Here is a 26,737-nt window from a genome sequence, read left to right on the forward strand (position 1 = left end):
ATGACTGCAAGCGAACAGGCCGCCCTTGATCGCCGCTTCATGGCGGCGGCACTCAGACTGTCGCGAAAAAATGCCGGGCGCACCGCGACCAACCCGTCCGTCGGCACGCTGATCGTACGCGATGACGGCAACGGTCCGATGATCGTCGGCACCGGCGTCACCGCTGTCGGCGGCCGCCCGCATGCCGAGACCGAGGCCCTGGCCGAGGCCGGCGAGCTCGCGCGCGGCGCCACCGCTTACGTCACGCTGGAGCCTTGCGCCCATCACGGCCGCACGCCGCCTTGCGCCAATGCGCTGGTCAATGCCGGTGTCGCGCGCGTCGTCGGTGCGGCCAGCGATCCCGATTCGCGCGTGTCCGGCAAGGGCTACGCGATCCTGCGTGCCGCCGGTGTCGAGGTGGTCGAGAAGGTGTTGGCCGAGCAAGCCTCCGAGCAGATGGCCGGCTATTTGATTCGTTCGTTGAGAAAACGCCCAGAAGTGGTTCTCAAGCTTGCGCTTTCCAGCGACGGAAAGATCGGCAGGGAAGGCGGTGGGCAGGTGTCGATCACCGGAGATATCGCGCGCCGCGAAGTGTATCTGATGCGGGCCGAGGCGGATGGCATACTGGTTGGTATCGGCACGGCCCTTGAGGACGATCCGGCCCTGACGGTGCGTTTGCCGGGGCTGGAGAACCGTTCGCCTGCCCGCATCGTGCTCGACCGCCAGATCCGGTTGCCGGAGGCCTCGAAGCTGGTTTCGGGCGTCGACCGGGTGCCGCTCTATGTCGCCGCCTGCCTGGAGGCCGATCCGCTGCGGCGCGCAGCACTCGAACGCGCCGGCGTCCGCTTCATCGGCACGGAAACGCACGAGGGCGGCGTAGCCTTGCCGGAACTACTCGAGGATCTGGCCGCGCTCGGCATGGCCAGCGTGCTAGTCGAGGGCGGCGCCAGGGTGGCGAGCGCCTTCCTGGCCGATGGGCTGGTCGACCGCATTGTGCTGTTCCAGGGGCCGGAAGCGATCGGCGACGACGGCATTGCATCGCCAATCGACGCCGACCATATCCCGGCAGGATTTCGCAAGCTGCGCGACATGCGTTTCGGCGAAGACAGCTACGCCGAGTGGATAAGAGACCTCTAGGGATCAACACCGATGTTTACCGGAATTGTCACCGATGTCGGCACTGTCGCTTCCGTCAAGCCGCTCAGGGAAGGGGTGGGGCTGCGCATCGACACAGCCTATGACCCGCAGACCATCGCCATCGGCGCCTCGATCTCCTGCGGCGGCGTCTGCCTGACGGTGACGGCCTTGCCCGACAGCGGCTCGAATGCGCGCTGGTTCGAGGTTGAAGCATGGGAGGAAGCCTTGCGGCTGACCACGGCCTCGGGCTGGAAATCCGGCACCAAAGTCAATCTCGAGCGGGCGCTGAAGATCGGCGACGAACTCGGCGGCCACATCGTTTCGGGCCATGTCGACGGCATGGCCGAAATCGTCGAGCGCAAGGATGAGGGCGACGCGGTGCGCTTCACGCTGGAGGCGCCGCGCGACCTGGCGAAGTTCATTGCGCCCAAGGGATCGGTCGCGCTCGACGGCACCTCGCTCACCGTCAACAAGGTCGAAGGCGCGCGCTTCGACGTGCTTTTGATCCACCATTCGCTGACCGTGACCACTTGGGGTGAGCGCAAGGTCGGTGACCGCGTCAATCTCGAGATCGACACCATGGCCCGCTACGCGGCGCGGCTGGTGGAGGCGACGAAAGAGGGGCTTTGATGGTCAGGAATAGACGGATCTCGGCTGTACCGGAAGGGGGAATACCGGCGACGGACGCTCGAGGCTCTGGCCGATGTGGACGCTGGTCGTGTGATTGATCATCAGGCCGTGCTGGCTTGGGTTGAGAGCCTCGACGGCCATCTCAAAAACGAGGTTGGTGAACCTGAATAGGTCGGCAAACCGGGCGTGCGCAACATCTTCGCTTGCGATGAACCCGGCTTCGGCCTAAGTCACCGGCAACTCCCCGGAGACTTTTATGGCTGGTACATCCCAACACGGCAAAGCCTTCATTCGTCCGAAGGCGAAGGCGCATCTGCTCATTGTCGAAGCGCGCTTTCATGACGACCTTGCCGACGCGCTGCTCGATGGCGCGACAAGCGCGCTCGATGAAGCGGGCGCGACTTATGATGTCATCACCGTTCCAGGTTCGCTCGAGATCCCCGCGGTGATCACCTTTGCACTGGACGGCGCAACGGAAGGCGGCACACATTATGACGGCTTTGTCGCGCTCGGCACCGTCGTCCGCGGCGACACCTATCATTTCGACATTGTCGCCAATGAATCCAGCCGAGCGCTCATGGATTTGAGCGTGCAGGACTCTGTCTGCATCGGCAACGGCATCCTCACCACCGAGAATGACGCCCAGGCCTGGACTCGCGCCAAGCGCTCGGAAGGCGACAAGGGCGGCTTTGCCGCGCGTGCGGCGCTGACCATGATTGCCCTCAAGGAACAATTGGGAGCGCGATCGTGAGCGAACCCGCTTCGCCCGGCCAGCCCACGGTGCGCCACGCCAACAAGCGCGGCGCTGCCCGTCTGGCCGCCGTGCAGGCGCTCTATCAGATGGATGTCGCCGGCAGCGGTGTCTTCGAGATCACCGCCGAATATGAGGCCTTTCGTCTCGGCAAGGAAGTTGACGGCGCGCTCTATCGCGAGGCCGATGCGCAATGGTTTCGCGCCATCCTGGCGGGTGTCGTCGAGAACCAGAAGACCATCGATCCGATCATCCGCCAGGCGCTGACCGAGGACTGGCCCCTGTCGCGGCTGGATTCGACGCTGCGCGCCATCCTGCGCGCCGGCGTCTACGAACTGATGAAGCGCGAGGATGTCCCCGTCGCCGTCATCGTCTCCGAATATGTCGACATCGCCAAGGCCTTCTACGAGGAAGACGAGCCGAAGCTGGTCAATGCCGTGCTCGACCGTGTGTCTCGCCGGGTGCGTGGCGAGGGGCGCGGCAAGGACGCATCATGACGGCGATCGCCCTCGAGACCGGTCAGGAGGCGCGCCGCACCGCGCTGATCCTCGCCGCCTCGCAGGCGATCATCGGCTCGGCGGCCCCCATCGCCATCTCCGTGGGCGCGCTGGCCGGGCAATATCTGCTTGGTCCCGACAAGTCATTGGCGACAGCGCCGATCACCGGCTTCAACATCGGCGTGGCGCTCGGCGCGCTGCCTGCAGCGGCCATCATCCGCAGCATGGGCCAGCGAAGCGGCTTCATGACCGGCACGATCGTCACGGCGCTTGGTGGCCTGATCGCCTCCTTGGCGCTTTTTCAGGGCGGCTTCTGGCTGTTTGCCTTCGGCTTGCTCACGATCGGTGTCGGCGGCGCCTTCGTCCAGCAGTTCCGCTTTGCCGCCGCCGACAACGCACCGCCTGAATTCAAGGCGCGCGCCATCTCCTTCGTGCTGGCCGGCGGCGTCGTCACCGCCATCCTCGGGCCGCAGATCGTCATCTTCACCCGCGAATTGCTTGCGCCGGTCATGTTTGCCGGTTCGTTCATTTCCATCCTGCCGCTGGCCGCCGTCGGCGCCATCATCCTGTCGTTCCTGCGGCTGCCGGCGAAAGCATCCGGCAAGGTGGAGATCGCCGACAGCGACGCCAGACCACTGGCTGAAATCATCACGCAGCCGCGTTTCGTCGCCGCGCTTTTCTGCGCGGTCGGCAGCTATGCGCTGATGAGCTTCGTCATGACGGGCGCACCGCTGGCCATGGTCGGTTGCGGCCTTTCGGAAAACGACGCGACGCTCGGCATCTCCTGGCACGTCATGGCGATGTTCGCGCCAAGCTTCTTCACCGGCTCGCTGATCCATCGCTTCGGCGCCGAACGCATTGTGGCCACCGGCCTGATCCTGCTCATCGGCTGCGCCATTGTCGCTCTGTCCGGCCTGGCGCTGTGGCAGTTCTGGACGTCGCTGATCCTGCTGGGCCTTGGCTGGAACTTCGGCTTCATCGGCGCGACCGCGATGGTTGCCGCCACCTACCGGCCGTCGGAAAAGGGCAAGGTGCAAGGCTTCCACGACTTCGTCCTGTTCGGCTCCGTCGCCTGCGCCTCGCTGATGTCGGGCATGGTCTACAACGCCTGGGGCTGGGAGATGCTGAACTGGATAGTCTTTCCGGTCACCGTCCTGTGCTTCGTGGCGCTCGGCGCGCTCAAGCTGACGAGCTTGCGCAAAGCTGAAGCCTGATCCATCCGCCGTTTCACCTGACACGGCGCTGTCAGCACGATGTCGGCCGAATTTACCGCTTCGGAACAAAAATATTGCGTCTGTACCTACTGTTATGAAACCGTGTGCCCCGACTGGCCGTTGAAGCCATGCTCATATGCGGTCACCGCGTTTCGGTTCATAGCAAGGGGTTTCACAATGTTTTCAGTCAAGTTTCTGGCCGGCGCGGCATTGGCGCTCGGCATCACGGTGGCTTCCGCCAATGCTCAGGTGGTTGTCTCTTCCAAGATCGACACAGAGGGCGGCGTGCTCGGTAACATCATCCAGCTCGTGCTCAACGCCAACAACATCAAGACATCGGACCGTATCCAGCTCGGTGGCACGCCGGTGGTGCGCAAGGCGATCACCGCCGGCGAGATCGACATCTATCCCGAATATACCGGCAACGCCGCTTTCTTCTTCGAAAAGGCCGACGACCCGGTCTGGAAAGACGCCGCCAAGGCCTATGAAACGGCCAAGAAGCTCGACTACGACGCCAACAAGATCGTCTGGCTGTCGCCGTCGCCCGCCAACAACACCTGGGCGATCGCGCTGCGCAAGGAAGTCGTCGAAACCAACAAGCTCGCCACGCTCACCGATTTCGGCAAATATGTCGCGGGCGGCGGACAGGTGGTGCTGGCGGCTTCCGCCGAGTTCGTCAATTCGGCGGCTGCACTGCCGGCCTTCCAGACCACCTATGGCTTCACGCTGAAGCCGGACCAGCTGATCACGCTCTCGGGCGGCGACACGGCGGCAACCATTGCCGCGGCCGCCAACCAGACCAACGGCGCCAATGCGGCCATGGTCTACGGCACCGATGGCGGCATCGCACCGTCCGGGCTCGTCGTGCTCGACGACGACAAGGGCGTGCAGCCGGTCTACCAGCCGGCGCCGATCATCCGCGAAGCGGTGCTGAAGGAGCATCCCGAGATCGAGACGCTGCTGAAGCCGGTCTTCGCCAAGCTCGACCTCGTCACGCTGCAGGAGCTGAACGGTCGCGTGCAGGTCGGCGGCGAGCCGGTCAAGGGCGTCGCCGAGGACTTCCTGAAGAAGAACGGCTTCCTGAAGTAGGAGGATTCCGGCGCGTCGCTTTCGTGGCGCGCCGGATCGACTGACGGGGCAGAGCGTGAACAGCCGCTTCGACAAGCTCGGCGTGGTCATCGCCGCGATATCAGCATATGCGGCCTTCGCCGCCCCCTTTGCCACGTTCCGTGCCAACCGCATCGTCCCCGGCCAGGCGCGCTCGATTCTCGATGCGCTGCCGGCAACGACCGGAACGCTGCTGCTCGCCATCATTGTCGCCGCAGCACTCATTGCGCTGTTCAAGACACCACTTGTGCTGCGCCTTGCCGCCAGCGTGATGGCGCTGGCCGCGCTTGCGCTGCTGATCGGTGTCGCCGGAACATTTCTCACGCCGGCGGGCAACACCTTCGCCAGAGTTTCGCCAGCCTCCGGTTTCTGGATTCTGATCTTTGCCTTCACGCTTTTGCTCGCCGACGTGCTGACAAGGCTGAACCTGTCCCCATTGGCGCGGGTTGGCGTGCTTGTGGTCGCGGCTTTGGCGATCGGGCTGCTGTTGATTTCGGGAAGCTGGGACAATCTGTCGATCCTGAAGGAATATTTCAACCGCGCCGGCAGTTTCTGGGTAGAGGGCTCCAAGCATGTAACGCTGGCGCTAGGGTCGCTGCTTGCGGCGGTGGTCGTCGGCCTGCCACTCGGCATTCTCTGCCATCGTGTCGAAAGTCTGCGCGCCGGCGTTCTCAACGTGCTCAACATCATCCAGACCATTCCCTCGATCGCGCTGTTCGGCCTTTTGATCGCGCCGCTCGGCTGGGTTGCCACGCATGTGCCGGGAGCTGCCGCGCTCGGCATTCGCGGCATCGGCACCGCACCGGCTTTTGTGGCGCTGTTCCTTTACTCGCTGCTGCCGGTAGTGGCCAACACCGTGGTCGGTCTCGCCGGCGTGCCGCGCGCCGCCAACGACGCCGCGCGCGGCATGGGCATGACCGACAGGCAGCGCCTGTTCGGCGTCGAGTTTCCGCTGGCTTTTCCTGTCATCCTCACCGGCATCCGCATCGTCTTGGTGCAGAACATCGGCCTCGCCACCATTGCCGCGCTGATCGGCGGCGGCGGTTTCGGCGTGTTCGTCTTCCAGGGTGTGGGCCAGACGGCGATGGACCTTGTGCTGCTTGGCGCGGTGCCAACGGTCGCGCTCGCCTTTGCCGCCGCCATCATCCTCGATGCGGTGATCGAAATGACCGCCACCAGGCGCAGGGTTGAAACGGCATGATCGAGATCGAAGGCATCACCAAGCGCTATGACGCGACGACCGTGGTCGATGACGTGTCGATGGTCATCGAGCCGCGCACCATCGCCGTCATTGTCGGCACGTCCGGTTCCGGCAAGACGACGCTGCTGCGCATGATCAACCGGCTGGTCGAGCCGACCTCAGGCATCATCAAGCTCGACGGCGCCGACAATCGTTCGCTGCCCGGCTACGAGCTGCGCCGCAGCATCGGCTACGCTATCCAGGGCCACGGCCTATTTCCGCATCGCACGGTGGCACAGAACATTGCCACCGTGCCGGTGCTGCTTGGCTGGGACAAGGACCGTATCAAGGCCCGGGTCGACGAGTTGATGACGCTCTATCAGCTCGATCCCGAAGCCTTCGGGCCTCGCTACCCGCACGAACTGTCCGGCGGCCAGCAGCAGCGCGTCGGTGTTGCCCGCGCACTCGCCGCCCAACCCAACGTGCTGTTGATGGACGAACCGTTCGGCGCCCTCGACCCGATCATCCGCACCAAGGCGCAGGAAGATCTGCTGGCGATCCAGAAGCGCTTCGGCACCACCATCATCCTCGTCACCCACGACATGGAAGAGGCCGTGCATATGGGCGACAAGATCGCGGTCATGGATGCCGGCAAGCTGGTGCAATACGCCAAGCCGGCCGAGATCCTGGCAAAGCCGGCAAGCGCCTTCGTCGAGACCCTGGTTGGCGCCAGCGAAAGGCCGTTCCGGTTGCTGTCGCTCGGCCGTGTCCGCGATGCCGTGGAGAAGGGCTCCGCCGAAGGTGAGGCGATCCCCGGCGATGCGAGCCAGCGCGACGCGCTGGCCGAATTGTTGTGGTCGGGCCGGCCGGCGCTGCCGGTCAAAGGCGCCGACGGCAAGCCGCTTGGCCGCGTGACCGTCGAAGGGCTGGTGAAGCGTGCGGCGAGGCCGGCATGAAGGCCTGGCTTCCATCGCTGCTCAGGCTAGCATTGGTGGTGCTGCTTGTCGCCTTCGTCACCAATCCCGGGTGGTTCGTGCCGCTGCTGAAGCCGCTGACCGAAAACAACGCGCCGGTGATCTACAACCAGGGCAGTCTGCTGACGCTGACCCTGCTGCACTTACGCACGGTTCTGATCGCCACCGTGGCGGCAACCATCGTTGCGGTGGCGCTTGCCGTCCTGGTCACCAGGCCGGTCGGTGTTGAATTCCTGCCGCTATCGCGCAGCCTCGTCAACATCGGTCAGACCTTTCCGCCGGTGGCGGTGCTGGCGCTTGCCGTACCGGCCGTCGGCTTCGGCGAGAAGCCGACACTGATCGCCCTGTTTCTCTATGGCCTGCTGCCGATTTTCGAGAATGCACTGACCGGCCTGACGACGCTGCCGGCCAATGTCGTCGAGGCGGCGCGCGGCGCCGGCATGACCGGTTGGCAAAGGCTCACCAAGGTCGAGCTGCCGCTCAGCGCCCCGATCATTCTCGGCGGCATCAGGCTGTCGGTGGTGATCAGTCTTGCCACCGCGACCATCGGTTCGACCGTGGCAGCCAAAACGCTGGGCGAAGTGATCATCGCCGGGCTGTTGTCCAACAATCTCGCCTTCATCCTGCAAGGCGGCCTGATCGTGGCAGCGCTTGCCGTGCTGATCTATGACGGTCTGTCGGCGATCGAGCGCTACACGGCGCGCCGCATGGGCAGAGAGGCCGAATAGTCGACAGTATCTCAGATATCGCGCTCGTTCATTTCAGCGAGCGCTAGGAGATGTCGTAGAAGTCCGGTTTTGAGCGGTTTATTGGCATGAATAGGGATTGAAAGCCGAACAATGCTTCCCTGCTTGCCATAGATGTGGTGGCTTCCGGCGATGCGCAAAAGCTTCCAGCCTTGCCGTTCGACGGCACGCGCAAATTCCTTGCCGGAAATGGACTTCAAACAGCGATTTCCACGATCCGCCCAGGCTCCGACGTGAATGACAGCGGCTCTACTGAGAGGCAGCCTTCGATCGCTTCACGCAAATTCTGGACAAGTTCTTCCATGGTTTCGCCCTGGGTCGCGCAGCCCGGAATTGCCGGCACCTCTGCCCAGAACCCGCCTTCGTCGGCTTCGTGGATAATAGCTTTGAAATTCATAGGCTAGCTCCGGTTCCATCCTGAAGATAGGCTACCCTACAGGTCTTTGCAAAGAAGCATAGGCGCCGGCGGACGCGTTCACGCTCCACGTCGCTAGCGTATCGGGTGGGAGGAGCTGACAGCTCAGTGCCGCAGCGTCATTTCAATCGATCTAATCAGGCGACATCATTGCCAAGCACGCCGCCGTCTAAACCATTTAGGCGAAAGCCGGGCAAAAACCGAACAATATCTTGACGTTCGCAGCCCTGTTTCGCATACACCGATGCGAAGAGGCGGATTCCGTGCGCGGAATCCGGTCTTTGTCTCAACGGCCCAGGGAGGGGTTCTTTTGGGCCATCAATCGAGGAAAATCCGGCAATGACAATTATTTCCGCCGTCATCGCCTGCGGCCTGCTTTCAATCCTTTACGCCATCTGGGCGACACGTTCGGTCCTTGCGGCCGATCAAGGCAATGCACGCATGCAGGAAATCTCCGCGGCTATCCGCGAGGGCGCACAAGCCTATCTGGCGCGTCAATACACCACCATCGCCATCGTTGGCGTCGTCGTCCTCGTGCTCGCCTGGTGGCTGCTGTCCATCACCGCCGCGATCGGCTTCCTGATCGGTGCGGTGCTTTCGGGCGCCGCCGGCTTCATCGGCATGCATGTCTCCGTTCGCGCCAACGTTCGTACGGCGCAGGCCGCATCGAACAGCCTCGCTGCCGGCCTCGACATCGCGTTCAAATCGGGCGCCATCACCGGCATGCTGGTTGCTGGCCTGGCCCTGCTCGGCGTGTCGATCTACTACCTCATCCTGACCCACTTCATGGGCCTCCAGCCCAATGACCGCATCGTCATCGACTCGCTGGTCTCGCTCGGTTTCGGCGCATCGCTGATCTCGATCTTCGCTCGTCTCGGTGGCGGCATCTTCACCAAGGGCGCCGACGTCGGCGGCGATCTCGTCGGCAAGGTCGAAGCCGGCATTCCCGAAGATGATCCGCGCAACCCGGCCACCATCGCCGACAATGTCGGCGACAATGTTGGCGACTGCGCCGGCATGGCCGCTGACCTGTTCGAAACCTATGCGGTGACCGTCGTCGCCACCATGGTTCTGGCTGCCATCTTCTTTGGCGGCACCGCCGTGCTGGGTGCGGCCATGCTTTATCCGCTCGCCATCTGCGGCGCCTGCATCCTGACCTCGATCGTCGGCACCTTCTTCGTCAAGCTCGGTTCCAACGGCTCGATCATGGGCGCGCTCTACAAGGGCCTGATCGTCACCGGCCTGCTGTCCATCGTCGGCCTCGGCGTCGCCACACAGGTGACGCTCGGCTGGGGCGAGATCGGCACAGTCGCCGGCATGGTCATCACCGGCAAGAACCTGTTCATATGCGGCCTGATCGGCCTCGTGGTGACCGGTCTCATCGTCGTCATCACCGAGTACTACACCGGCACCAACAAGCGCCCGGTCAACTCCATCGCTCAGGCGTCGGTCACCGGTCACGGCACCAACGTCATCCAGGGCCTTGCGGTCTCGCTGGAATCGACGGCGCTGCCGGCGATCGTCATCGTCGGCGGCATCATCTCGACCTATCAGCTTGCCGGCCTCTTCGGTACGGCGATCGCGGTCACGACGATGCTCGGTCTTGCCGGCATGATCGTTGCGCTCGACGCCTTCGGCCCGGTCACCGACAATGCCGGCGGCATTGCCGAAATGGCCGGCCTGCCCAAGGAAGTGCGCCACTCCACCGACGCGCTCGACGCGGTAGGCAACACCACCAAGGCGGTGACCAAGGGCTACGCCATCGGCTCGGCCGGTCTCGGCGCACTGGTGCTGTTTGCCGCCTACTCGAACGACCTGAAGTTCTTTGCCGCCAATGGCGACAAATATCCCTACTTCCAGGGCATGGGCGAGATCTCCTTCGATCTCTCCAACCCCTACGTCGTCGCCGGCCTGATCTTCGGCGGCTTGATCCCATATCTGTTCGGCGGCATCGCCATGACGGCCGTCGGCCGCGCGGCGGGCGCCATCGTCGAGGAAGTGCGCAAGCAGTTCCGCGAGGATCCGGGCATCATGGCCGGCACCTCGAAGCCGAACTACGCACGCGCGGTCGATCTGCTGACCAAGGCGGCGATCCGCGAGATGATCATCCCGTCGCTGCTGCCGGTGCTGGCACCGCTCGTGGTCTATTTCGGCGTGCTGTTGATCTCGGGCTCGAAGGCGTCCGCCTTTGCAGCGCTGGGTGCCTCGTTGCTCGGCGTCATCGTCAATGGCCTGTTCGTCGCCATCTCGATGACCTCTGGCGGCGGTGCCTGGGACAACGCCAAGAAGTCCTTCGAAGACGGCTTTGTCGACAAGGACGGCGTCAAGCATCTCAAGGGTTCCGAGGCGCACAAGGCTTCGGTGACCGGCGACACGGTCGGCGATCCCTACAAGGACACCGCTGGCCCGGCCGTCAACCCGGCGATCAAGATCACCAACATCGTCGCACTCTTGCTGCTGGCGGTGCTCGCGCAGGGCTGATCAAGGCTTCAGCCCGAAAAAACCCGCGGGAGCGATCCCGCGGGTTTTTTGTTGAGGCAAAGCCAAACTATCCTTCAGCGCTCGCTTTCGCCCGGTCTTCGCAATGCGTGCGCTGGCACCTTATGCCGGGCCCAGCGTCGTGTTTTCAGTGGTGGCCACTGCAGCATGCCAGTGGCCGTGCCCGACTGGTGACCCATAACAAAAACCCGCAGGATCGCTCCCGCGGGTTTTTGGTCGCCTGAGATGACGAGGCTTCCGGGAATGGAAGCCGAAGGGAATTAGACGCCGCCGCCGGGAATGCCGGGCGCCAGCTTGCTGGCACCGTTGATGACCTGGCTGAGGAAGTTCTGGTCCTTGCCGCCGGTCGGTGTGGTGCGCGAGATGAAGTCGAACATCTTGCCATCCTTCTTCCCGTAATTGGCGATCTGGGTGACACGGCCATCGGCGCCGAAATAGACAGCCAGCACATGCTGGTCAATGAGCCGTGGCTTGTCGAAGGCGACGTAGCGCTTGCGCGTCTGCGAAATGTAATAGAATGCCTCGTTGTCGAAGGTCGCGGTCGTCGACGGCGTGCCGAGCGCCAGAAGCACCTGCTCGCGGCTCGAACCGACCGGCACCAGGTCGATTGCCTGCTGGTCTATGACGTAACCTTGCGTCAGCGTCTCGCTCGGGCTGAGATCGCCCATCATCTTGGAGGTGTGGCAGGCGGACAGTGCCGAAACGATCATCAGCAGCGAGATCGCGCCGGCGGGCCTGGACGAGAAGGTCGACTTGAAATTCAGCGCGCGCAACAACAACTCCATTAGCTGGCCGCAACTTGCGCTGGGCCGCGAAACCGGTAAACCAGCTTGCTTGCCGATGCAACAAGCCCACTTCAACAAACGGTCCCCAGGAGACCATCCCCAATGTTCCAGCGCTTTTTTGGCCGCGAACGCTACGCGAACCGCGCTATCACCGAGGCGCTTTACGCACAAATCGTGGCGGCGGCGCGGCAGACTGTGTTTTATTCCCACTGGAATGTGCCAGATACGCCGCTTGGCCGTTTCGAGATGCTGTCGCTGCACATGTTCCTGTTCCAGCACAGGTTGCGCGGGGAGAGCGGTGCGGCGCAGGAGGTCGCCCAGGTGCTGATCGACGAGTTCTTCCTCGACGTCGACCATTCGTTGCGGGAATTGGGCATTGGCGACGTTGGCGTGCCCAAACGCATGAAAAAGCTGGCAAAGATGTTTTATGGCCGTACCGCTGCCTATGACGATGCCTTGGAAAGAAACGACCATGACGGGCTGACCGCGGCTCTTGCCCGCAATGTCCGGCCTGACGCGGGCGCCTGGTTGGAAGCATCGCTGCTGGCCAACTATGTTACCGACGCGCGCAGTCATCTGGCCGCGCAGCCATCCGAATCGATTGTCTCCGGCACGCTGACCTTTCCCGCCGCCAAGGAGGTTGAACAATGAAGCATGTTGACCCGCAAAGCCCGGTCTCCTTCCGCGCCAACATTACGCGCCTGCCGCAGAAGGGCCTGCCGCTGGTTATCGAGGCCGATGCCGCACAGCGTGCGGCACTGGCCGAGGAGCACGGGCTGATTTCGGTCGAATCCTATCGCGCCGAGCTTCTGGTCGCGTCATGGAAGCGCAATGGCGTGAAGATCAGCGGCCGCGTCGAGGCCGACATCACTCAGGCCTGCATCGTCACGCTCGAGCCTGTCGAAGCGCATATCGACGAACCGGTCGAAGCGCTGCTGCTGCCCGAGGATTCCAAGCTCGGACGGCAGGGCTTCGATGGTGGCGGCGAGATCCTGCTCGATGCGGAAGGCCCTGACAGTCCAGAGACATTTTCCGGTGACACGATCGATGTCGGGGCACTCGCCGAACAGTATTTCGGGCTCGCCATCGACCCCTATCCGCGTAAGCAGGGCGCATCGCTCAATGCCGGCAGCGAGACCGAACCGGCGGAGAATGAATTTCAGCAAAAACTGCGATCCTTGCTGGGAAAATCCTGAAAAGCTCGCCCGCGACGGAAAAGTCGGTTGTGCGGCAGCCCAAAACCGTTATTTTCGCCGAACCTTCGCGGTCGCTCAAGCGACCTGCCGCCTAACCGTGAGATAAATACCGCGTGATCAGGATTTCCATCGATGCCATGGGCGGCGATCACGGACCAGCCGTGGTCATTCCAGCGCTCATGACGGTCGCGACCCGTCGTCCCGACATCCGCTTCGTCATCTTCGGGCGTGAGGAAGTCGTGCGCCCCGAACTTGCCAAATTTCCCAAGCTCGCCGAGATCAGCGAATTCTTCCATTGCGAAGTTGCGGTCAGGATGGACGACAAGCCGAGCCAGGCGCTGCGCCACGGCCGCTGGAAGTCATCGATGTGGAAGGCCGTCGAGGCGGTCAAGGCCGGCACGGCCGACGCCTGCATTTCCGCCGGCAACACCGGCGCGCTGATGGCGATGTCGAAATTTTGCCTGCGCACCATGGCCACCATCGATCGCCCGGCGATCGCAGCCCTTTGGCCGACATTGCGCGGCGAAAGCGTGGTGCTGGACGTCGGCGCGACCATTGGGGCCGATGCGCAACAGCTCATTGATTTTGCCATTCTCGGCACCGGCATGGCGCGCTCGGTCTTCGGCATAGCCCGGCCCAGCGTCGGCCTGCTCAATGTCGGCGTCGAGGAGATCAAGGGCCAGGAAGAGGTCAAGGAGGCCGGGCGCATGCTGCGCGAAGCCAACATGGCCTCGATGAACTATCACGGTTTCGTCGAGGGTGACGATATCGGCAAGGGCGTGGTTGACGTCGTCGTCACCGAAGGCTTTGCCGGCAACATCGCGCTGAAGACGGCGGAAGGCACGGTGCGCCAGATCGGTGGCTATCTGCGCGCGGCGATGAGCCGGACTCTGATGGCCAGGATCGGCTATATCTTCGCCAAGGGCGCCTTCGATCGCCTGCGCGAAAAGATGGATGTCGGCCGCTCCAACGGCGGCGTTTTCCTGGGGTTGAGCGGCATCGTCGTCAAAAGCCATGGCGGTGCTGATTCTGACGGGTTCGCCGCCGCGATCGAACTCGGCTATGACATGGTCCGCAACAACCTCCTCGACCGCATCGAGGCCGATCTGGACCTGTTTCATGCGCGCAACCCGCGTGCCCTGTCATCTAGGAAATCCGACGTCGTCACCGACGCAAAGGAATAGGAAAGAACTTTGATCAGATCAGTCGTGCGCGGCACGGGCGCCGCGCTGCCCCGCCGAATCATGAAGAATGCCGATTTCGAAGGCATGGTCGAGACCTCCGACGAGTGGATCGCCCAGCGTACCGGTATTCGCCAGCGCCATATCGCTGGTGACGACGAGACCACGGCTTCGCTGGGGGAAGCAGCGGCACGTGCCGCACTTGCCAATGCGGGCCTCACGCCCGCCGACATCGATCTGATCGTGCTGGCGACCTCGACGCCCAACAACACGTTCCCGGCCACTGCCGTCGAGATCCAGAACCGGCTCGGCATGCATCACGGCTTTGCCTTCGACCTGCAGGCGGTCTGTTCGGGCTTCGTCTATGCCGTGACCACCGCCGATCTCTACATCCGCGGCGGCCTGGCCAAGCGTGTCCTGGTGATCGGTTCGGAAACATTCTCGCGCATCCTCGACTGGAGCGACCGCTCGACCTGTGTGCTGTTCGGCGACGGCGCCGGTGCCATGATCCTGGAAGCAGGCGAGGGGACGGGCGCGATCGCCGACCATGGCGTTCTGGCGGCCAGCCTGCGCTCCGACGGCACGCACAAGGACAAGCTTTTCGTCGACGGCGGGCCGTCGACCACGGGTACGGTCGGCCACCTCCGGATGGAGGGCCGCGAAGTCTTCAAGCATGCGGTCGGCATGATCACCGACGTCATCGAGGCGACGTTCGCGCAAGCGGGTATCTCAGCCGATGATCTCGACTGGTTCGTGCCCCACCAGGCCAATAAACGAATTATTGACGCTTCCGCCAAGAAGCTCGGGATAGCTGAGCAAAAGGTGGTGGTTACGGTCGATTTGCACGGTAACACCTCGGCTGCTTCCGTGCCGTTGGCGCTGTCGGTGGCCGTCGCCGACGGCCGCATCAAGAAGGGCGATCTCGTCCTCCTGGAAGCGATGGGTGGCGGCTTCACCTGGGGCGCTGTCCTGGTTCGCTGGTAAGTGCCGAACGGTCCAGTTTCGGTCCTTGACCTTGACGGATCAATTACTTAGGCTCTGCCGTTGTTGTGCCGAATTTTATGTTTTGAGCTGATGGGACGGTCGCATGGGGGGAAAGACACTTACGCGCGCCGACCTTGCCGAGGCAGTTTACCGGAAGGTCGGCCTGTCGCGCACTGAATCGGCCGAGCTCGTCGAAGCGGTGCTGGATGAAATCTGCGAAGCCATCGTGCGCGGCGAGACGGTGAAGCTGTCGTCCTTCGCGACATTCCACGTCCGCTCCAAGAACGAACGCATCGGCCGCAATCCCAAGACCGGCGAGGAAGTGCCGATCCTGCCGCGTCGGGTGATGACCTTCAAGTCGTCGAATGTGCTGAAGAGCCGTATCTTGCGCTCCCATCAGAGCGGCAAGGCCAAAAGCGGCAAGTAGTCCTACTGCGCGGTTGAAAACCGTCGCCGCCATGACGCCGGGCTTGAATATTGCTTCATAAACCGCTGAAATAAGCCCCGATTCGGCAGGTAGGTCGGATCATCGTCCAGCGTGAGGATTCGCCCATGGACAAGAGCCCCGACGCCTTTCGTACCATCAGCGAGGTCGCCGAAGATCTCGATCTGCCGCAGCATGTGCTGCGCTTCTGGGAAACGCGTTTCAACCAGATCAAGCCGATGAAGCGCGGCGGCGGCCGTCGTTACTACCGGCCGCAGGATGTCGAGCTGATCAAGGGCATCCGCCACATGCTCTACGACCAGGGCTACACCATCAAGGGCGTGCAGAAGCTGTTGCGCGAGAACGGCAACCATTTCCTGGTTGCCATCGGCAATGGCGACATGGCCGCCGTCGAGGCGATCTCGCAGCGAAAGCAGGCCGATCAGGTGCCGCTGACGCCTGCGGCCCAGCCGCGCGGCATGGACGACGAACTGGTTGGCCAGCCCCGCGTCAAACCCAGCCGCCGCTTTTTCGGCCTGGGCAAGAGCGACGAGGAGGGTCCGGTGCAGCCGGATGCGTCGAAACTCTCGCGCGACAACAGGGCCTTGCTGCAGGAGGCGCTGTTCGACCTCCTGGAATGCAAGCGCCTGCTTGACCAGGTGCGCTGACCGCGGCCAGACGCGACATCGACAGTTCGAAAGCCGGAACCCGTCTTCCGGTGAGGCGTTACGCTTCCTTCTGCAAGTGAAGGAAACATACCAATGGCATCATTTTCGACCCTCTCCGACATCGATCTCGACAGGCAGGTCGCGGCTCTTACCAAGGAACTGGCCAGCTTGAAGAGGGCCGTGGCAAGGCGAGGCGGCGCGTATTACGAGGACGGTCGCGATGCCGCGCTGGACACCTATTCCGATCTCGCCGGTCGCCTGCGCGACGCCATGCCGGCAATCCGTAAACAGGGCAGGGTGATCGAGAGGTCGGCCCGCGACCATCCGGCGGCTGCCGCGGCGGTGGGCCTTGTGGTGGTCGGTCTTGTCGCCAGTCTGCTGTTCAGCCGGCGCTGAATTCTAGAACCCAAATCCCGGGGATACGAGCAGGAGAAGTGACGGCTCGCCTCAAGGTGATCCGTCATTTTCCTTGCGGTCGGCTATGTCTGTTGTCGCTGGAGGCGCCTCGCACCTCTGTGCCGCCGGCGCAATGCGATTGGTCGAGCCGCCAGAGCCGCTCGATTTCGCTGGCGAATGCCGGATTGGTCGTGGTGCCATACCAGCGCCGGGATAGACGACGACGTCGCGGCGTGGATTTGCGTGAATTGTTGATCCAGTCCGAGATCGAGCCTCGCGGGGCGGAGTAGCCGGCCTTGGACAGGAAGCCAAGGCCGGTCTTCTCGGTGGCAGTCTGCGGTGCTTAGGCCTTGTTTCCGATCACATGGTGGTGGTGGCGGTGATGATGGTGGTGGCGGACATGGTGGCGGTGATGATGGTGGTGACGATGATGCTTGGCCATCGGGGCCGCATCCGCGCTCGTCGCGCCGATGACGGGCACCGTGAAAGCCAATGCAACTGCAAGCCCGAGGGCCGAGAGGAGGGACTTCTTCATGGATGGTTTCCTTTTGTTTCGCGGGCGCATATGGATCGAGGCGATAGCCCGGCCGCCGCGAATGGAATTACGCGCCTGAATTTTTTCGTCAGTATTTCCCGATTGTAGAATTTTGTTTCTGGACTGTTTCTGCCCAATCCAGTCTCCCGCCACCATGCACGGCAAGATCGAGAGAGACGGCCATTGGGCCGCCTGTTCGACTACATCGGTGGCACGACGCCGTTGGTTCCGACCACGACGCGGCTGGCGCTCAGCGCGCCGTCGCTGCCCCGCTCAGCGGTGACGAAGACCGTCGCACCCGGCTTGAGGTTGGTAGGCGTCGCCGGCGCGAAGGTCACGACGGGCGTGGTGTCGGGGATCGAGATCTTCTTGGTCTGGCCATTGTCATAGGTCAGGGTGACGGATCGCCCGCTTATATCGGCAACGTCGGCGACGGTGCCGTTGGTCATCCGGCTGTTTGGCTGCAGGTCCCAGGGACGGTCGCCCTCGCCAGTGCCTTTCAGCGCGGCCGGAAAGACCACCACCTCCAGGGCGCCGCTGCCGCCATCCGCTTTCGAAACAGAGGCAATGCCGAGGAAATCGCCCTGCTTGATATCCTTTGCCGAGGCGTTGGCGACGCCCGAGATCTTCCAGCCAGCCTTGAGCTTGATCGCATCGGTATCGCCCTGGCGCGTTTTCACGGTGAGCAGCGTGGGCTCGAAACTGACCACCGTGCCGCGCACACGCAGCGCGTCTGCGGCCTGGGCGGCGCCCGCGCCGGCGACGGAAAGGCTGGAAATCGTGCCGAGCACGACCATGACTGTCTTCAGGTTCATTGCAAAAAATCCTTCCGGGAACGAGCCGGCTGGAACCGGATGGTTTCACGCCAGCGACCCGGAGATAACGAACGAGCGCGGCGAAACTGCCGGCAAAAGGCTGATCGGACCTTCAAAACAACTTGATCGCGACGTGTGCGCGAGAGGGCCGCGCCAGGCACCTGGTTCACGATCCCGTGACGGCCCTTTTGGCTCTTGGCAAATCGCCGGCGAGAGGGCATCTTCCCGACCGTCTCAGGCAACACTCCTCATTTGATCAAACTCTTTCAGTCATGGAGTTGCCAATGCCCCATAATGCGAAAAGCGAAGCCCACTCCGAACCGGCAACCAACGGAAGCGGGCCAAATTACAATACCCTCAGAGCGATGCGGGAGACCCGCGGTTACAGCGTGGAAGAGCTCTCCCTGACATGCGGCCTGGCGGTGGACGAGATTGAGGATATCGAAAGCGGCAGAGTGACCGACCCGTCGAAGCTGCGTCGTATTGTGTCCGCGCTTCACCTTCCCCAGGAGGCTCTGATCACCCCGGCTGCGCCGACGCCGGCGGCGCAAGGCCGATCGCTGGCGTAGATCCGCACCACGCATTCCAGAGAACCCGCCAAGGCTCCTTGGCGGGTTTCTTTGTACCTGCCGCAGCGTCTGCTTCAGCCTGGGGCTTGCCGATCCGTCTATCGCACGTGCTTATACGCGCGGCGGCCCCCGGCTGCCGAACCGCAATCTGCCGTCCATCAAGCTTTTTGAGCCATGGGTTTTCGATATGAGCCTGGAATCCGTTCGTGCCTTCTTCGCCGCCCACGCGCCCGACATCGACGTCATCGTCACGCAGGCGAGCTCGGCGACGGTGATGTTGGCGGCCGAGGCGCATGGCGTGCTGCCGGCCCAGATCGCCAAGACGATCTGCCTGCGCGTCGGCGACCGCGCCATGCTGGTGGTGACCAGCGGCATCGCCAGGCTGGACAACCGTAAGTTCAAGGACCAGTTCGGCGGCAAGCCGCGCATGCTCGACGCCGCCGAAGTTGTCGAAGCGACCAGCCATCCGGTCGGCGGCGTCTGCCCGTTCGGCCTGCCGGCGCCGCTGCCGGTCTATTTCGACGTATCGCTGCGCGAGTTTGAAGAGGTGGTGCCTGCGGCAGGCGCCACCAACGCCGCGGTGCGGATTGCGCCGCAGCGCATGGTTGAGATTACCGGCGCTGAGTGGGTGGATGTGTGCCAGAGGTAGCATTAGCACCAAGCCGGAGCTCAAGCGCACAGGACATGGTGCCCCGATCCGAGATTTGGCCGGGCTGACCGGGGCATCTGGAGGGGCGGACTTCGGGGGAAAGTCCTGCTTTGAATTGGTCGGAGTGGCCGGATTCGAACCGACGACCCCTTGACCCCCAGTCAAGTGCGCTACCGGGCTGCGCTACACTCCGGACCGGTCGCGATGTATCGTGATAACCCCGTGCGGGTCAACCGAATTCCGCGACTTTTATACCGCTGCGATTGCCGGTGCCGGCGAGCCCTGCAAGGCAGGCCGCAACAGCCGTTGGTGCCTGTATTCCAGCGCGATGGCGCCCCAGATCAGGCCGAGCAGCAGGTAGACATGGCGCCAGTGGTCGATGTCGATGAAGGTGCCGAGCCCGATATTGCCGATGAAGGCGACATAGGCACACAGGAGATAGGGCTGCCACGGCCGGTCGCGCAGCAGGATGCGGAAGCCGGCTGCTATCGTCCATAAGACGAGCGCCAGGAACGACACGAAGCCGAGCCAGCCATAATCCATCAGCATCTTCAGCCAGATGTCGTGGGTGTCTTCGCCGAAGATCGTGCCGAAGACCAGCGGGCCGATGCCGAACGGATGCTCCATCGCCATCTGGAAGCCGATCCCGTAGCGGGCGAAGCGGCCGAGGCGGGCGGTGTCGTAGCTCTGTTCGAGCTGGGCACGGTTGGAGAACATCTCCGACACGCCGGGCAGCTGCAGGATGACGATGATGGCGATGACCAGCAGCGCCAGTGCTGCAATCGTCATCACCACCACACGCAGCCGGAACTTGCCGCTGGCGCTCTGCAGGAACAGGCAGCCGGTGAGCAGGACGGCCGAGACGGTGAACATGCCCCAGGCGCCGCGCGAGAAGGAGAAGAAGATGCCGGCGGTGATGATCAGCAGCGGCACCGCCAGCAGCGGCATGCGTGTCGCCGGTCCGGTCAAAAGCAGATAGAGTAGATAGATGCCGGGCAGCACCAGGAACGGGCCGAACACGTTCGGGTCCTGGAAGGCGCCGGCGGCGCGATCGTATTTGGTGAACATCTCCGCGCCCGGAAAGGCATGGAAATAGCCTGCAATGCCAAGCAGCGAGGTGGCCACGGCCGAGACCACATAGGCAATGAAGATCAGCCGGTATAGGCTCGGTTGTACGGCGGTGATCGATGCGAAGAACACCGCGCTGAAGGCGAGAAACAGCGACACGGCGAGATAGAGCGGCGTGTTGGCGAGGTCCGCCATCTGCGTCATGGAGATCATGCCGCCGATGTTCATCATCACCAGTAGCACCAGCAGCGGCGTGGCCGCGCGGGAAATCCTCAGGCCGAAAAGCGCCCAGATGGCGATCAGGCCGGCCATGTAGAGCTCATAGGGCGCCGGCTCGCTGATGACGAAGCCCGACAGCAGAATGCCGAGGAAGACCGCGCCCGACGAAATCAGCGCGACCAGCTTGGCGTTGACCGCCGCGCGCGGCAGATCATGGCTGATCGCACTCAATAGGCGTTTTCCGTATTGAGCAGCCGGAGCGGCGTCAGGAACAGGATCCGCAAATCGAACAGCAGCGACCAGTTCTCGATGTAGTAGAGATCATACTCGGTCCGCATGCGGATCTTCTCGTTGGTGTCCATCTCGCCGCGCCAGCCATTGATCTGCGCCCAGCCGGTGACGCCGGGCTTGACCTTGTGGCGGGCGAAATAGCCGTCGACCACCTCGTTGTAGAGCAGGTTGTGCGACTGCGCGGCGATGGCATGCGGACGCGGGCCGACCAGCGACAGCGAACCGAGCAGCGAGTTGAAGAACTGCGGCAGCTCGTCTATCGAGGTCTTGCGGATGAAGCGGCCGACGCGGGTGACGCGAGGATCGTTCTTGGTCACCGTCTGCTTGGCGGTCGGGTCGGCCTTGTCCGTATACATCGAGCGGAACTTGTAGACCTCGATGATCTCGTTGTTGAAGCCGTGCCGCTTCTGATGGAACAGCACCGGACCCTTGCTGTCGAGCTTGATGGCGATGGCGGTCGCCAGCATGACCGGCGAGAACACGACGATGCCGATCAGGCTGAAGACGATGTCGAAGGCGCGTTTGGCGACCGAATCCCAGTCGTTGATCGGCTTGTCGAAGATGTCGAGCATCGGCACCGCGCCGATGTAGGAATAGGCGCGCGGGCGAAATTGCAGCGCGTTGGAATGTGCCGATAGCCGGATGTCGACCGGCAGCACCCACAGCTTCTTCAGCAGCTGCAGAACGCGCGATTCGGCGGTCAGCGGCAGCGATACGATCAGCATGTCGATGCGGGCGATGCGGGCGAACTCGATCAGTTCCGAAATGGTGCCGAGCTTGGGGTAGCCGGCGACGATGGGCGGCGAGCGCTTGTCGCCGCGATCGTCGAAGATGCCGCAGATGCGGATATCGTTGTAGGGCTGCTTTTCGACCGAGCGGATCAGGATTTCCGCCGCCTTGCCGCCGCCGACGATGACGGCGCGCCGCTCCATGCGGCCATCGCGCGCCCAGGCCCGGATCAGCTTCGACATCACCAGCCTGAGGCCGAAGATGAGAACGAAGCCGATGACGAACCAACTGCCGAACAATAGGCGCGAATAGTCCTGCGACATCTTCATGACGAATGCCGTCAGCGCCATCAGGGCGAATGTGCCGGCCCAGACCAGCAGCACGCGGCCGAAATTGGCGATGGGCCGCATCAGGGCGACGATCTGGTAGCAGTCGGTGACGTCGAGCAGCACCACGGCAAGGAACGAGCCGGCTGCGATCGTCACCGGATATTGCCAGGCGAGATAATTGAAGAAACCGACATAGTGGAAATAGACGGCGAGCCCGGACAGGAACAGCAAGCCGAATTCGACCATGCGCAGGACACCGCTGACCATGATCGGTGACATCGTATCGCGCCGGTACTGCGAGGCGACCTGGCGGGCGACATCGTTCATGCCGCTTGGCGTGTCGCCATCGGCCGGGCCGTCGAATTTACGCACCGCCTCTGCTGAAAAGCGGCGCGCGGGGTCGATCTCGTTCATGAGGGCTTTCCGCAAACTTCCCCACGGTCATAGCAAAAGAGAGCTAAGAAACCCTTGAAACAACGTATGGCTTTGGAACGGCTTGGCCCTGTGCCTACCTGTCGAGCGCTGCGAAATAGGCCTTCTCGATGTCGGCGGCCATCACATCGGCGCCGAAGCGTGCCTTGAGGTTGGCGCTATCGGGCATCAGGTCGCGATAGGCGACCGGGTCGGCCAGCGCCTGGCTCATCCTGTCGGCGAGCTCGATCGGGTCAGGTCGGATCAGGGCAGGGGAACCGGTGTCGAATATCTCCGGGATGCCGCCGACCGCGGTTGCGATCATCGGCTTTCCCGCGGCAAGCGTTTCCAGGACGATATAGGGCATGGCTTCGGCGCGCGAGGGAACGATGATAAGCGCGGCAAGGGCAAAGGCCTCCCTGGCCGGCATCGGCGGCAGAAAGCGGACATGGCGCTCGAGCCCGAGGCGTTTCACTTGCCCGTGGTAACGCAGAAGGTCGTCGCCGTCGCCGACCATCACCGCGGTCAGCGCGCGGCCGAACCGTGGGCCGGCAAGGGCCAATGCGTCGATGAAGATATCCGGTCCCTTCAGGTCGCGCATCATGCCGATATAAAGCAGGTCGGCTGCGTCGGGCTCGGTGATCACCGGCTCGAATTCAGTGGCGCGCAGGCCGTTATAGACGAGGGTGTTGGGAATGGGAGGCTCGCCAACCTTGTGGCGATAGGTCCGCCGCTCATAGTCCGAGACAAACAGCAGATAGTCGGTGAAGCGAGCCATGAATCGCTCGAGCGCGAAGAACAGCTTTCCGATGACCGTGCTCTCGTCATAGTGGAGCGAGCCGCCATGCGGCGAATAAAGGCGGGCTACGCGAGACCTTGATACCCGCAACAATGAGCCGAACAGACGGGCATAGGCGCCACCCTTGGCGCCGTGCCCATGCAGTACGTCCGGCCGCAATTCCTTGATGATCCTGTATGTGCGCCAAGCCGAGGCAAGGTCGCCGGGACCGACATGGCGCTGCATCGGCGTGCGATGAATGCCGAGCGCCAGCATGCCCTTCATCTGCTCGAACAAATGTTCCTCGAACGCGCCGCCCGTCGTCGAATCGCAGACGATGCCGACCGAATGCCCGGCGGCGACCTGCGCCTCGGCCAGGTCGCGCACATGCCGGAAAATTCCTCCGACGGGTGAGCGAAAGCAATGGACGATCCTGAGCCTGTCCGCCACTTGGTATCTGTCAGAACAGACGTTCGCGGACGTAGACCGTATCGCCCGGCAGCAGCGGATCGGAGGTGACCACGCGGCCGGTCATCACCTTGCCGTTGATGTCGCGGGTGATGTCGACGCTTTCCTGGTTGGCGCGCGGCGTGAAGCCGCCGGCAATGGCGATCGCCTTCTGCACCGTCAGGCCGGGAACATAGGAATATTGGCCGGCGGCACCCACTTCGCCCATGACGAAGATCGGCCGGTAGCGGTCGATCTCGACCGAAACGTCGGGATCGCGCAGATAGCCTTGCCGCAATTTGTCGGCGATCTCCTTTTCCATCTGCTGCGCGGTGTGGCCGCGCGCCGGTATGGCGCCGACAAGCGGGAAGGAGAGATAGCCGGATTGATCGACACTGTAGGTGTTGGTCAGCCCGTCCTGCTCGAACACGGTCACGCGGACGCGGTCGCCGGCGCCAAGACGGTAGGGCTGATCGAGCACCTCATGGAAGGCGGCCGGCGTCGGCCGGTAGCTGGAACAGCCAGCCAGCATCGATACGGCAAGCAGCGCGCGAAACAGGGAAGCAGTGCTTTTCATGACCGGACAAGTACCTTCGACTGGGCCGCTGCGGCGTCGCAGCAAACATCAGGGATCGAGGCCCGTTATCATCCTGTTAGGGTTAATGGCCGGTAAAGGGAGCGGCCGACGCGTGGCGCATCGGCAAGAGTTTTTGTGATTCTTGGCGGTTTTGTTTGCCGCCCGCCAGTAAACCCTAACGGAAACTTACCACGATCTTAACGGCTGAGTTACCATAGTTGTTTACGGTGCGTGCTGACCCAGTATCGGAGTAGGGATGCATGTCCGTTCAGTCCGCGGCCGCAGATGTCGATGTCGATCTCAGGCAGCTCTTCGCCAGCCTGGCGAGGAACTGGCTGCGTATAGTCCTCGTCGTCCTGTTGGCAACCGGGCTGGCCTTTGCTTTCGCCTCGCTGGCAACCCGGCACTACAAGGCCGAGACGCAGGTGGAGATCGCGCCGCGCGAATCCATCTACACGCGGCCGGCCAGCAACAACAACGACACCGACAAGCCTATCCTCGACGAACAGGGCGTCGCCACCCAGGTCCAGATCATTTCCTCCAACGAAATCCTCAAGCAGGTCTCGCAAAAGCTTGGTCTGGAAAAACTGCCCGAGTTCAATGAAGCGCTCGACATGTCGGCGCTGAGCCGCGCTCTGGTCCTGGTCGGCCTGAAAAGCGACCCGATGGAAATTCCGACGGAAGAGCGCGTGCTCAAGAAAATGCACGAGAAGCTCAACGTCTATGGCGTCGAGAAGACCCGCATCATTGCCATCGAATTCTCATCGGAAGATCCCAAGCTCGCGGCCGCCGTACCGGACGCCATCGCCGCCGCCTATATAGCGGGGCAAGGGGCGGCCAAGCTCGAATCGAACAGCGCCGCGGCAGACTTCCTGGCGCCCGAGATCGCCGACCTGCAGCGGCAGGTCAAGGATGCCGAGGCGAAGGTCGCCGCCTATCGCGCCCAGTCCGATCTTTTGATGGGTGGCAACAATTCGGTGCTGGCCACCCAGCAGCTTTCGGAACTGTCGAGCGAACTGTCGAAAGTGCGCGCCAACCGCGCCGCGGCCGAAGCGACCGCCGACGGCGTGCGCAGGGCGCTGCAGAATGGCGGTTCGCTGGATGCTGTGCCGGAGGTTCTGTCGTCGGACCTGATCCAGCGCTTGCGTGAGCGACAGGTCGAATTGCGCTCCAACATCGCCGATCTGTCGACGACACTGCTAGGCAACCATCCGCGCATTCGCGCGCTGAAATCGCAACTGTCCGATCTCGACGCACAGATCCGCAGCGAGGCCCAGAAGATCATGAAAGGCCTGTTGATGCAGGCCGAGACGGCAAAGGCCCGCGAGAACCAGCTTGTCGCAGACGTCAACACATTGAAAGCCGCTTCGGCGCAGGCCGGCGAACAACAGGTCGATCTGGACGCACTGCAGCGCGACGCGACCGCCAAGCGACAGCAACTCGAGCTGTACCTGACCAACTACCGCGAAGCCGCTTCGCGCCAGGATCGCAACTATCTGCCGGTCGACGCGCGGATCGCCTCGAAGGCTTCGGTTCCCTCCGAGGCCTATTTCCCGAAGGTCGGGCCGATCGTCGGCGCGGCTTTCGCCGCATCGCTGCTGATCATGGCGATCGTGACGCTTCTGCGGGAGCTGTTTTCAGGCCGCGCGATGCGGCCGGCGAGCGGTTCCCGTTTCGAACGGATCGATGAGGTCGCGATGCCCCAGGTGGCGCAGGCGCCGGTCGCCAAGCCATTTGTCCGCCACGAGCCTGCCGTCCTGCAGGACCCCTTGGTTGGCCAGGAGCTGCCTGAACGTGCGGATGAAACAGATGCGGAGCCCTATGCCGCCGGAATGCCGGCCATGGCCGAGGCACCGGATGTGGTCGCAATGCCCGATACGACGGCGACAGAGCAGACGGCTGTCGAGCCCGAACCGGCGCGTTCCACCCTGGGCGAGATCGATATCGAGAAGGCTGCCGAAAAGCTGATCTCCAGCGGTGCGGCGCGCGCCATATTCGTCTCGCCGGAAGGCGACGAGGCGGCTGCATCCGCGATCCTGGTGGCGCGCGAGGTCGCCGACGCCGGGCTGCGCGTGCTGTTGCTGGACCTCACCGCGTCGGGGGCCGCCTCGCGGCCGATGCTGGACAGCGGCCTTTTCCCGGGCATCACCAACCTGCTCGCTTCGGAAGCGCAGTTCAGCGACGTCATCCATGCCGATCTCTACTCGGACTGTCACGTCATCCCGGTCGGAACCGCCGATCCGGTTCGTGCCATGCGTGCCGCCGACCGGCTGCCGATCATCATGCAGTCGTTGACGACAGCCTACGACCTGGTCGTGGTCGAGTGCGGACCGGCCGACGCACAAGGCATCGGCCGCCTGACCGGCGATGCCACCGAGGTCTTTCTCTCCATGCTGGAGGCCGACGATGAGGTGACGCAGGCTGCGGTCAAGCTGATCGAGAACGGCTACCCCGACCTCACGCTGGTGACGCCGCTCGGCCACGAACCGCCCGGCAATCCGGTGCCGGGAAGGCGCACTGCCGCTGCCTGAGGGGAGCCCCGGATCGCCGGCGGGGC

Annotated in this window: 29 protein-coding genes and 1 tRNA gene; 20 read left to right on the forward strand and 10 right to left on the reverse strand. The window is 63.2% G+C overall.

The genetic code is table 11. From position 1 onward, the window contains the following. The 9 genes from ribD to AC0L24_RS25870 all read left to right on the forward strand — a co-directional run bounded on the left by ribD (position 1) and on the right by AC0L24_RS25870 (position 8,197). Positions 1-1,116 carry a bifunctional diaminohydroxyphosphoribosylaminopyrimidine deaminase/5-amino-6-(5-phosphoribosylamino)uracil reductase RibD gene (gene ribD / locus AC0L24_RS25830; RefSeq protein WP_127810703.1) on the forward strand — a complete coding sequence of 372 codons (1,116 nt, stop codon included), beginning with the start codon at positions 1-3 and terminating at the stop codon, positions 1,114-1,116. A gap of 12 nt (positions 1,117-1,128) precedes the next feature. After that, complete coding sequence (locus tag AC0L24_RS25835) at positions 1,129-1,746, forward strand: riboflavin synthase (protein WP_127810702.1); 618 nt, start codon at positions 1,129-1,131, stop codon at positions 1,744-1,746. A gap of 256 nt (positions 1,747-2,002) precedes the next feature. After that, the gene (gene ribH / locus AC0L24_RS25840) at positions 2,003-2,497 is read left to right on the forward strand and encodes a 6,7-dimethyl-8-ribityllumazine synthase (RefSeq protein WP_127810701.1); all 495 of its coding nucleotides are present in this window, start codon (positions 2,003-2,005) and stop codon (positions 2,495-2,497) included. Continuing rightward, a complete protein-coding gene (gene nusB, locus AC0L24_RS25845) occupies positions 2,494-2,994 on the forward strand; it encodes a transcription antitermination factor NusB (RefSeq protein WP_127322245.1) in 501 nt (166 codons plus the stop codon). The genes ribH and nusB overlap by 4 nt, the downstream gene beginning before the upstream one ends. Then, positions 2,991-4,208: an MFS transporter gene (locus tag AC0L24_RS25850; protein WP_127810700.1), complete on the forward strand. Its 1,218-nt coding sequence runs from the start codon at positions 2,991-2,993 to the stop codon at positions 4,206-4,208. Before nusB ends, AC0L24_RS25850 begins: the two co-directional genes overlap by 4 nt. A gap of 177 nt (positions 4,209-4,385) precedes the next feature. Then, positions 4,386-5,297: a glycine betaine ABC transporter substrate-binding protein OsmF gene (gene osmF, locus AC0L24_RS25855; RefSeq protein ID WP_127397086.1), complete on the forward strand. Its 912-nt coding sequence runs from the start codon at positions 4,386-4,388 to the stop codon at positions 5,295-5,297. 55 nt (positions 5,298-5,352) lie between these two features. Next, a complete protein-coding gene (locus tag AC0L24_RS25860) occupies positions 5,353-6,516 on the forward strand; it encodes an ABC transporter permease (RefSeq protein ID WP_127810699.1) in 1,164 nt (387 codons plus the stop codon). Beyond that, positions 6,513-7,451: an ABC transporter ATP-binding protein gene (locus AC0L24_RS25865; protein ID WP_473564285.1), complete on the forward strand. Its 939-nt coding sequence runs from the start codon at positions 6,513-6,515 to the stop codon at positions 7,449-7,451. Before AC0L24_RS25860 ends, AC0L24_RS25865 begins: the two co-directional genes overlap by 4 nt. Continuing rightward, positions 7,448-8,197 (forward strand): ABC transporter permease, encoded by a 750-nt coding sequence (locus AC0L24_RS25870; protein ID WP_128288394.1) that lies wholly within the window; start codon positions 7,448-7,450, stop codon positions 8,195-8,197. Before AC0L24_RS25865 ends, AC0L24_RS25870 begins: the two co-directional genes overlap by 4 nt. A gap of 11 nt (positions 8,198-8,208) precedes the next feature. Here the strand turns inward: AC0L24_RS25870 and AC0L24_RS25875 are convergent, their stop codons facing one another. Continuing rightward, positions 8,209-8,415 carry a type II toxin-antitoxin system HicA family toxin gene (locus AC0L24_RS25875; RefSeq protein WP_127396164.1) on the reverse strand — a complete coding sequence of 69 codons (207 nt, stop codon included), beginning with the start codon at positions 8,413-8,415 and terminating at the stop codon, positions 8,209-8,211. Further along, a complete protein-coding gene (locus tag AC0L24_RS25880; protein ID WP_127329711.1) occupies positions 8,412-8,612 on the reverse strand; it encodes a type II toxin-antitoxin system HicB family antitoxin in 201 nt (66 codons plus the stop codon). Before AC0L24_RS25880 ends, AC0L24_RS25875 begins: the two co-directional genes overlap by 4 nt. 357 nt (positions 8,613-8,969) lie before the next feature. Here AC0L24_RS25880 and AC0L24_RS25885 point away from each other — a divergent pair, with 357 nt between their 5' ends. Next, the gene (locus AC0L24_RS25885; protein ID WP_473564287.1) at positions 8,970-11,111 is read left to right on the forward strand and encodes a sodium-translocating pyrophosphatase; all 2,142 of its coding nucleotides are present in this window, start codon (positions 8,970-8,972) and stop codon (positions 11,109-11,111) included. Between the two features lie 278 nt (positions 11,112-11,389). Here the strand turns inward: AC0L24_RS25885 and AC0L24_RS25890 are convergent, their stop codons facing one another. Beyond that, positions 11,390-11,902 (reverse strand): outer membrane protein assembly factor BamE, encoded by a 513-nt coding sequence (locus tag AC0L24_RS25890; protein ID WP_127267855.1) that lies wholly within the window; start codon positions 11,900-11,902, stop codon positions 11,390-11,392. Between the two features lie 114 nt (positions 11,903-12,016). Between AC0L24_RS25890 and AC0L24_RS25895 the strand changes: the two genes are divergently transcribed. The 7 genes from AC0L24_RS25895 (at position 12,017) to AC0L24_RS25925 (ending at position 16,763) form a co-directional block, all read left to right on the forward strand. Then, positions 12,017-12,565, forward strand: coding sequence for a ubiquinol-cytochrome C chaperone family protein (locus AC0L24_RS25895; protein ID WP_127329707.1), 549 nt, complete (start codon positions 12,017-12,019; stop codon positions 12,563-12,565). Then, a complete protein-coding gene (locus AC0L24_RS25900; RefSeq protein WP_027162417.1) occupies positions 12,562-13,110 on the forward strand; it encodes a YceD family protein in 549 nt (182 codons plus the stop codon). Before AC0L24_RS25895 ends, AC0L24_RS25900 begins: the two co-directional genes overlap by 4 nt. A gap of 113 nt (positions 13,111-13,223) precedes the next feature. Then, positions 13,224-14,294 carry a phosphate acyltransferase PlsX gene (plsX, locus tag AC0L24_RS25905; RefSeq protein ID WP_127272087.1) on the forward strand — a complete coding sequence of 357 codons (1,071 nt, stop codon included), beginning with the start codon at positions 13,224-13,226 and terminating at the stop codon, positions 14,292-14,294. 9 nt (positions 14,295-14,303) lie between these two features. Then, positions 14,304-15,275, forward strand: coding sequence for a beta-ketoacyl-ACP synthase III (locus AC0L24_RS25910; RefSeq protein ID WP_127320649.1), 972 nt, complete (start codon positions 14,304-14,306; stop codon positions 15,273-15,275). Positions 15,276-15,378: 103 nt separating this feature from the next. Then, positions 15,379-15,702, forward strand: coding sequence for an integration host factor subunit alpha (locus AC0L24_RS25915; protein ID WP_013532231.1), 324 nt, complete (start codon positions 15,379-15,381; stop codon positions 15,700-15,702). A 125-nt stretch (positions 15,703-15,827) separates the two neighbouring features. After that, complete coding sequence (locus AC0L24_RS25920; RefSeq protein WP_127270980.1) at positions 15,828-16,367, forward strand: MerR family transcriptional regulator; 540 nt, start codon at positions 15,828-15,830, stop codon at positions 16,365-16,367. 93 nt (positions 16,368-16,460) lie between these two features. Continuing rightward, positions 16,461-16,763 carry a hypothetical protein gene (locus tag AC0L24_RS25925; RefSeq protein WP_473564288.1) on the forward strand — a complete coding sequence of 101 codons (303 nt, stop codon included), beginning with the start codon at positions 16,461-16,463 and terminating at the stop codon, positions 16,761-16,763. A gap of 343 nt (positions 16,764-17,106) precedes the next feature. On the opposite strand, the gene AC0L24_RS25930 is transcribed toward AC0L24_RS25925, so the two are convergent. Continuing rightward, positions 17,107-17,298: a hypothetical protein gene (locus AC0L24_RS25930; RefSeq protein WP_164781747.1), complete on the reverse strand. Its 192-nt coding sequence runs from the start codon at positions 17,296-17,298 to the stop codon at positions 17,107-17,109. A 200-nt stretch (positions 17,299-17,498) separates the two neighbouring features. Continuing rightward, a complete protein-coding gene (locus AC0L24_RS25935) occupies positions 17,499-18,113 on the reverse strand; it encodes a hypothetical protein (RefSeq protein WP_473564289.1) in 615 nt (204 codons plus the stop codon). 284 nt (positions 18,114-18,397) lie between these two features. Between AC0L24_RS25935 and AC0L24_RS25940 the strand changes: the two genes are divergently transcribed. Both AC0L24_RS25940 and AC0L24_RS25945 read left to right on the forward strand, forming a co-directional pair. Then, positions 18,398-18,682 (forward strand): helix-turn-helix domain-containing protein, encoded by a 285-nt coding sequence (locus AC0L24_RS25940; RefSeq protein WP_127810696.1) that lies wholly within the window; start codon positions 18,398-18,400, stop codon positions 18,680-18,682. Positions 18,683-18,869: 187 nt separating this feature from the next. Then, a complete protein-coding gene (locus AC0L24_RS25945) occupies positions 18,870-19,331 on the forward strand; it encodes a YbaK/EbsC family protein (protein ID WP_127810695.1) in 462 nt (153 codons plus the stop codon). A gap of 116 nt (positions 19,332-19,447) precedes the next feature. Here the strand turns inward: AC0L24_RS25945 and AC0L24_RS25950 are convergent. The 5 genes from AC0L24_RS25950 to AC0L24_RS25970 all read right to left on the reverse strand — a co-directional run bounded on the left by AC0L24_RS25950 (position 19,448) and on the right by AC0L24_RS25970 (position 24,180). Then, positions 19,448-19,524 (reverse strand) — tRNA-Pro (locus AC0L24_RS25950). A gap of 56 nt (positions 19,525-19,580) precedes the next feature. Beyond that, positions 19,581-20,849, reverse strand: coding sequence for an O-antigen ligase family protein (locus AC0L24_RS25955; protein WP_127397444.1), 1,269 nt, complete (start codon positions 20,847-20,849; stop codon positions 19,581-19,583). Next, positions 20,846-22,381, reverse strand: a complete 1,536-nt coding sequence (locus AC0L24_RS25960; protein ID WP_127267065.1) for an undecaprenyl-phosphate glucose phosphotransferase — start codon at positions 22,379-22,381, stop codon at positions 20,846-20,848. Before AC0L24_RS25960 ends, AC0L24_RS25955 begins: the two co-directional genes overlap by 4 nt. A 94-nt stretch (positions 22,382-22,475) precedes the next feature. Further along, positions 22,476-23,606 (reverse strand): glycosyltransferase family 4 protein, encoded by a 1,131-nt coding sequence (locus AC0L24_RS25965; RefSeq protein ID WP_127810694.1) that lies wholly within the window; start codon positions 23,604-23,606, stop codon positions 22,476-22,478. A 10-nt stretch (positions 23,607-23,616) separates the two neighbouring features. Continuing rightward, complete coding sequence (locus AC0L24_RS25970) at positions 23,617-24,180, reverse strand: polysaccharide biosynthesis/export family protein (protein ID WP_013532220.1); 564 nt, start codon at positions 24,178-24,180, stop codon at positions 23,617-23,619. A gap of 260 nt (positions 24,181-24,440) precedes the next feature. On the opposite strand from AC0L24_RS25970, the gene AC0L24_RS25975 reads away from it, so the two are divergent. Then, on the forward strand, positions 24,441-26,711 hold the full coding sequence (locus tag AC0L24_RS25975; RefSeq protein ID WP_127810693.1) for a GumC family protein: 2,271 nt from the start codon (positions 24,441-24,443) through the stop codon (positions 26,709-26,711). Positions 26,712-26,737: the final 26 nt, after the last annotated feature.

The organism is Mesorhizobium sp. WSM4809 (assembly GCF_055811655.1).

Bases quoted from the DNA above. Each gene is read 5' to 3' on its own strand.
- ribD (WP_127810703.1), top strand. From the start codon at position 1: ATGACTGCAAGCGAACAGGCCGCCCTTGATCGCCGCTTCATGGCGGCG.
- AC0L24_RS25835 (WP_127810702.1), top strand. From the start codon at position 1,129: ATGTTTACCGGAATTGTCACCGATGTCGGCACTGTCGCTTCCGTCAAG.
- ribH (WP_127810701.1), top strand. From the start codon at position 2,003: ATGGCTGGTACATCCCAACACGGCAAAGCCTTCATTCGTCCGAAGGCG.
- AC0L24_RS25850 (WP_127810700.1), top strand. From the start codon at position 2,991: ATGACGGCGATCGCCCTCGAGACCGGTCAGGAGGCGCGCCGCACCGCG.
- osmF (WP_127397086.1), top strand. From the start codon at position 4,386: ATGTTTTCAGTCAAGTTTCTGGCCGGCGCGGCATTGGCGCTCGGCATC.
- AC0L24_RS25865 (WP_473564285.1), top strand. From the start codon at position 6,513: ATGATCGAGATCGAAGGCATCACCAAGCGCTATGACGCGACGACCGTG.
- AC0L24_RS25870 (WP_128288394.1), top strand. From the start codon at position 7,448: ATGAAGGCCTGGCTTCCATCGCTGCTCAGGCTAGCATTGGTGGTGCTG.
- AC0L24_RS25880 (WP_127329711.1), bottom strand. From the start codon at position 8,612: ATGAATTTCAAAGCTATTATCCACGAAGCCGACGAAGGCGGGTTCTGG.
- AC0L24_RS25885 (WP_473564287.1), top strand. From the start codon at position 8,970: ATGACAATTATTTCCGCCGTCATCGCCTGCGGCCTGCTTTCAATCCTT.
- AC0L24_RS25895 (WP_127329707.1), top strand. From the start codon at position 12,017: ATGTTCCAGCGCTTTTTTGGCCGCGAACGCTACGCGAACCGCGCTATC.
- AC0L24_RS25900 (WP_027162417.1), top strand. From the start codon at position 12,562: ATGAAGCATGTTGACCCGCAAAGCCCGGTCTCCTTCCGCGCCAACATT.
- AC0L24_RS25915 (WP_013532231.1), top strand. From the start codon at position 15,379: ATGGGGGGAAAGACACTTACGCGCGCCGACCTTGCCGAGGCAGTTTAC.
- AC0L24_RS25920 (WP_127270980.1), top strand. From the start codon at position 15,828: ATGGACAAGAGCCCCGACGCCTTTCGTACCATCAGCGAGGTCGCCGAA.
- AC0L24_RS25925 (WP_473564288.1), top strand. From the start codon at position 16,461: ATGGCATCATTTTCGACCCTCTCCGACATCGATCTCGACAGGCAGGTC.
- AC0L24_RS25930 (WP_164781747.1), bottom strand. From the start codon at position 17,298: ATGAAGAAGTCCCTCCTCTCGGCCCTCGGGCTTGCAGTTGCATTGGCT.
- AC0L24_RS25935 (WP_473564289.1), bottom strand. From the start codon at position 18,113: ATGAACCTGAAGACAGTCATGGTCGTGCTCGGCACGATTTCCAGCCTT.
- AC0L24_RS25940 (WP_127810696.1), top strand. From the start codon at position 18,398: ATGCCCCATAATGCGAAAAGCGAAGCCCACTCCGAACCGGCAACCAAC.
- AC0L24_RS25945 (WP_127810695.1), top strand. From the start codon at position 18,870: ATGAGCCTGGAATCCGTTCGTGCCTTCTTCGCCGCCCACGCGCCCGAC.
- AC0L24_RS25960 (WP_127267065.1), bottom strand. From the start codon at position 22,381: ATGAACGAGATCGACCCCGCGCGCCGCTTTTCAGCAGAGGCGGTGCGT.
- AC0L24_RS25970 (WP_013532220.1), bottom strand. From the start codon at position 24,180: ATGAAAAGCACTGCTTCCCTGTTTCGCGCGCTGCTTGCCGTATCGATG.
- AC0L24_RS25975 (WP_127810693.1), top strand. From the start codon at position 24,441: ATGTCCGTTCAGTCCGCGGCCGCAGATGTCGATGTCGATCTCAGGCAG.